At 53.1% G+C, this 5,422-nt stretch carries 2 tRNA genes and 3 rRNA genes; all 5 read right to left on the reverse strand.

The annotated features are described in order from the left end of the window. Window positions 1-93: 93 nt before the first annotated feature. Window positions 94-206: ribosomal RNA gene (gene rrf, locus JMV16_RS18005) — 5S ribosomal RNA — on the reverse strand. A 126-nt stretch (window positions 207-332) separates the two neighbouring features. Continuing rightward, a 23S ribosomal RNA gene (locus JMV16_RS18010) occupies window positions 333-3,208 on the reverse strand. A gap of 253 nt (window positions 3,209-3,461) precedes the next feature. After that, window positions 3,462-3,537 (reverse strand) — tRNA-Ala (locus tag JMV16_RS18015). A gap of 7 nt (window positions 3,538-3,544) precedes the next feature. After that, window positions 3,545-3,621 (reverse strand) — tRNA-Ile (locus JMV16_RS18020). A gap of 71 nt (window positions 3,622-3,692) precedes the next feature. Further along, window positions 3,693-5,221: ribosomal RNA gene (locus tag JMV16_RS18025) — 16S ribosomal RNA — on the reverse strand. Together the 16S, 23S and 5S rRNA genes with 2 tRNA genes alongside form the textbook arrangement of a ribosomal RNA operon. Window positions 5,222-5,422 lie beyond the last annotated feature (201 nt).

Below are 5,422 nucleotides of genomic sequence, written 5' to 3' on the forward strand. Positions count from 1 at the left end.
GTTACCGACAATCGCTACAGCGGCCTTGGCCGAATGGAGTGCCCAAAGGCGAAAGGGCCCCAACCTTTCGGTTGGGGCCCATTCTGGTAAATAGCCTGACGATGTCCTACTTTCACACGGGAACCCGCACTATCATCGGCGCTAAGGCGTTTCACTGTCCTGTTCGGGATGGGAAGGAGTGGGACCACCTTGCTATGGTCATCAGGCTTGACTGTTTGCCGCGTCGCAACTTGTGCGCCGCAGCCAATTCATAGAGTCTTTAATCAGCAGATTGCGTCTCTGGCATAACCCGTTTGACAACCCAAGGCCAGTCTGGCCAATGTCAAAGTTATAGGGTCAAGCCGCACGAGCAATTAGTACCGGTCAGCTCAACGCATTACTGCGCTTCCACACCCGGCCTATCAACGTCCTGGTCTCGAACGACTCTTCAGGGGGCTCAAGGCCCCGGCAAGACTCATCTTGAGACGAGTTTCCCGCTTAGATGCTTTCAGCGGTTATCTCTTCCGCACTTAGCTACTCGGCTATGCCACTGGCGTGACAACCGATGCACCAGAGGTGCGTCCACTCCGGTCCTCTCGTACTAGGAGCAGGCTCTCTCAATCTTGCAGCGCCCACGGAAGATAGGGACCAAACTGTCTCACGACGTTTTAAACCCAGCTCACGTACCTCTTTAAATGGCGAACAGCCATACCCTTGGGACCGGCTACAGCCCCAGGATGAGATGAGCCGACATCGAGGTGCCAAACACCGCCGTCGATATGAACTCTTGGGCGGTATCAGCCTGTTATCCCCAGAGTACCTTTTATCCGTTGAGCGATGGCCCTTCCATACAGAACCACCGGATCACTTTGTCCTACTTTCGTACCTGCTCGACTTGTCAGTCTCGCAGTCAAGCACGCTTATGCCAATGCACTATCAGCACGATTTCCGACCGTGCCTAGCGTACCTTCGAACTCCTCCGTTACACTTTGGGAGGAGACCGCCCCAGTCAAACTGCCTACCATACACTGTCCCCAACCCGGATAACGGGCCAAGGTTAGAACCTCAAACACACCAGGGTGGTATTTCAACGTTGGCTCCACGATACCTAGCGGCACCGCTTCAAAGCCTCCCACCTATCCTACACAGATCTGTTCAAAGTCCAATGTAAAGCTACAGTAAAGGTTCATGGGGTCTTTCCGTCTTTCCGCGGGGAGATTGCATCATCACAAACATTTCAACTTCGCTGAGTCTCTGGAGGAGACAGTGTGGCCATCGTTACGCCATTCGTGCAGGTCGGAACTTACCCGACAAGGAATTTCGCTACCTTAGGACCGTTATAGTTACGGCCGCCGTTTACTGGGACTTCAATCAAGAGCTTGCACCCCATCATTTAATCTTCCAGCACCGGGCAGGCGTCACACCCTATACGTCGACTTTCGTCTTTGCAGAGTGCTGTGTTTTTAGTAAACAGTCGCAGCCACCGATTCTCTGCGGCCTCATTGGGCTCCGTCTGTACGACTTCACCTACTAAAGGCACACCTTCTTCCGAAGTTACGGTGTCAATTTGCCGAGTTCCTTCTCCAGAGTTCTCTCAAGCGCCTTAGAATACTCATCTCGCGCACCAGTGTCGGTTTGCGGTACGGTCGTGTGTAGCTGAAGCTTAGTGGCTTTTCCTGGAAGCAGGGTATCACTCACTTCGGCGGCAAGCCGCCTCGTTATCACTCCTCATCTAAAGTCCCCGGATTTGCCTAAGGACCACGACTACAAGCTTGAACCAACATATCCAACAGTTGGCTGAGTTAACCTTCTCCGTCCCCACATCGCACTACACATCGGTACAGGAATATTGACCTGTTTCCCATCAGTTACGCATCTCTGCCTCACCTTAGGGGCCGACTCACCCTACGCCGATGAACGTTGCGTAGGAAACCTTGCGCTTTCGGCGAGGGGGCTTTTCACCCCCTTTAACGCTACTCATGTCAGCATTCGCACTTCTGATACCTCCAGCAGACCTCACGATCCACCTTCGCAGGCTTACAGAACGCTCTCCTACCACTTGCACTTGCGTGCAAATCCGCAGCTTCGGTAACTGGCTTAGCCCCGTTACATCTTCCGCGCAGGACGACTCGATCAGTGAGCTATTACGCTTTCTTTAAATGATGGCTGCTTCTAAGCCAACATCCTGACTGTTTTAGCCTTCCCACTTCGTTTCCCACTTAGCCAATTTTGGGGACCTTAGCTGGCGGTCTGGGTTGTTTCCCTCTTGTGTCCGGACGTTAGCACCCGGTGCACTGTCTCCCAAGCTGTACTCATCGGTATTCGGAGTTTGCAATGGTTTGGTAAGTCGCCATGACCCCCTAGCCATAACAGTGCTCTACCCCCGACGGTAATACTTGAGGCACTACCTAAATAGTTTTCGGAGAGAACCAGCTATCTCCAAGTTTGTTTAGCCTTTCACCCCTATCCACAGCTCATCCGCTAGTTTTGCAACACTAGTCGGTTCGGACCTCCAGCAGGTGTTACCCTACCTTCATCCTGGCCATGGATAGATCACTTGGTTTCGGGTCTACACCCAGCGACTGAACGCCCTATTCGGACTCGGTTTCCCTGCGCCTTCCCTATTCGGTTAAGCTTGCCACTGAATGTAAGTCGCTGACCCATTATACAAAAGGTACGCCGTCACCCTTGCGGGCTCCGACTTTTTGTATGCATGCGGTTTCAGGATCTATTTCACTCCCCTCCCGGGGTTCTTTTCGCCTTTCCCTCACGGTACTAGTTCACTATCGGTCGATTACGAGTATTTAGCCTTGGAGGATGGTCCCCCCATATTCAGACAGGATTACACGTGTCCCGCCCTACTTGTCGCACGCCTAGTTCCACAATCGATTTTTTTCATACGGGGCTATCACCCGCTATGGCCGGACTTTCCAGACCGTTCTGATAAACCAACTGCTAAAACGTGCAGGCTCTTCCGATTTCGCTCGCCACTACTTTCGGAATCTCGGTTGATGTCTTTTCCTCGAGCTACTGAGATGTTTCAGTTCACCCGGTTCGCCTCGCATGACTATGTATTCATCATGCGATTACCTTACGGTAGGGTTTCCCCATTCGGAAATCTCCGGATCAAAGCTTATTTGCCAGCTCCCCGAAGCTTATCGCAGGCTACCACGTCCTTCATCGCCTGTAATCGCCAAGGCATCCACCACATGCACTTAGTCACTTGACCCTATAACTTTGACACCTGCTGACGGCAGGCATCGGTCAATGACTGTTTTGAGTATTTACGCGTTATGCCGAACTTCAATCTCTGAAATTGAAGTTGTTTTGACGCAATCTTTTGCCGTTGGCGGCACGGCGCATCCGAAAATGCTTTCCGCCAACAGCGCTGATTTCGACTCTATGAATTGTTAAAGAACGACAGCCGATCAAACGATCAAACCGGCCAGCACACTTCATGCACTGGCCGCTTTAATCTGTCTTGGTGGAGGTGAACGGGATCGAACCGATGACCCCCTGCTTGCAAAGCAGGTGCTCTCCCAGCTGAGCTACACCCCCGCGTTGATGGTGGGTCTGGTTGGATTCGAACCAACGACCCCCGCCTTATCAAGACGGTGCTCTAACCGACTGAGCTACAGACCCGCACGCCGGGTAGTCTGTCGTCAACAACAGCCGATAAGTGTGAGCGCTTGATCTTGAGTGCTTCTTTCCAGAAAGGAGGTGATCCAGCCGCACCTTCCGATACGGCTACCTTGTTACGACTTCACCCCAGTCACGAACCCTGCCGTGGTAATCGCCCCCCTTGCGGTTAGGCTAACTACTTCTGGCAGAACCCGCTCCCATGGTGTGACGGGCGGTGTGTACAAGACCCGGGAACGTATTCACCGCGGCAAGCTGATCCGCGATTACTAGCGATTCCGACTTCACGCAGTCGAGTTGCAGACTGCGATCCGGACTACGACCGGTTTTCTGGGATTGGCTCCCCCTCGCGGGTTGGCAGCCCTCTGTACCGGCCATTGTATGACGTGTGTAGCCCTACCCATAAGGGCCATGATGACCTGACGTCATCCCCACCTTCCTCCGGTTTGTCACCGGCAGTCTCATTAGAGTGCCCTTTCGTAGCAACTAATGACAAGGGTTGCGCTCGTTGCGGGACTTAACCCAACATCTCACGACACGAGCTGACGACGGCCATGCAGCACCTGTGTCCTGGTTCTCTTTCGAGCACTCCCACATCTCTGCAGGATTCCAGGCATGTCAAGGGTAGGTAAGGTTTTTCGCGTTGCGTCGAATTAAACCACATCATCCACCGCTTGTGCGGGTCCCCGTCAATTCCTTTGAGTTTCAACCTTGCGGCCGTACTCCCCAGGCGGTCAACTTCACGCGTTAGCTACGTTACTGAGAAGGAACCTTCCCAACAACCAGTTGACATCGTTTAGGGCGTGGACTACCAGGGTATCTAATCCTGTTTGCTCCCCACGCTTTCGTGCATGAGCGTCAGTACAGGTCCAGGGGATTGCCTTCGCCATCGGTGTTCCTCCGCATATCTACGCATTTCACTGCTACACGCGGAATTCCATCCCCCTCTACCGTACTCTAGCTATGCAGTCACAAATGCAGTTCCCAGGTTAAGCCCGGGGATTTCACATCTGTCTTGCATAACCGCCTGCGCACGCTTTACGCCCAGTAATTCCGATTAACGCTTGCACCCTACGTATTACCGCGGCTGCTGGCACGTAGTTAGCCGGTGCTTATTCTTCAGGTACCGTCATTACCCCAGGGTATTAGCCCAGAGCGTTTCTTCCCTGACAAAAGCGGTTTACAACCCGAAGGCCTTCTTCCCGCACGCGGCATGGCTGGATCAGGCTTGCGCCCATTGTCCAAAATTCCCCACTGCTGCCTCCCGTAGGAGTCTGGGCCGTGTCTCAGTCCCAGTGTGGCTGGTCGTCCTCTCAGACCAGCTACAGATCGTCGGCTTGGTGGGCTTTTACCCCACCAACTACCTAATCTGATATCGGCCGCTCCAATAGCGCGAGGTCTTGCGATCCCCCGCTTTCACCCTTAGGTCGTATGCGGTATTAATCCGGCTTTCGCCGGGCTATCCCCCACTACTGGGCACGTTCCGATATATTACTCACCCGTTCGCCACTCGTCGCCAGGTTGCCCCGCGTTACCGTTCGACTTGCATGTGTAAGGCATGCCGCCAGCGTTCAATCTGAGCCAGGATCAAACTCTTCAGTTCGATCTTGATAAAATTACTCAAAGAATTGAAGTGAACTTCACTTGCATGAAAATTCAATTCAGTGAGCGTTTAAGGTCATGAGACCTGATGCATTGTCACCAACACATCTGGCACTCGCCTTCAAACGCCCACGCTTATCGGCTGTTGATTGTTAAAGAACTTCGCCTTCCACCTTGCGGCTTGGGCGGCGCTGACTTGTTA

The organism is Rubrivivax sp. A210, assembly GCF_904426505.1.
GTDB lineage: Bacteria > Pseudomonadota > Gammaproteobacteria > Burkholderiales > Burkholderiaceae_C > Rubrivivax.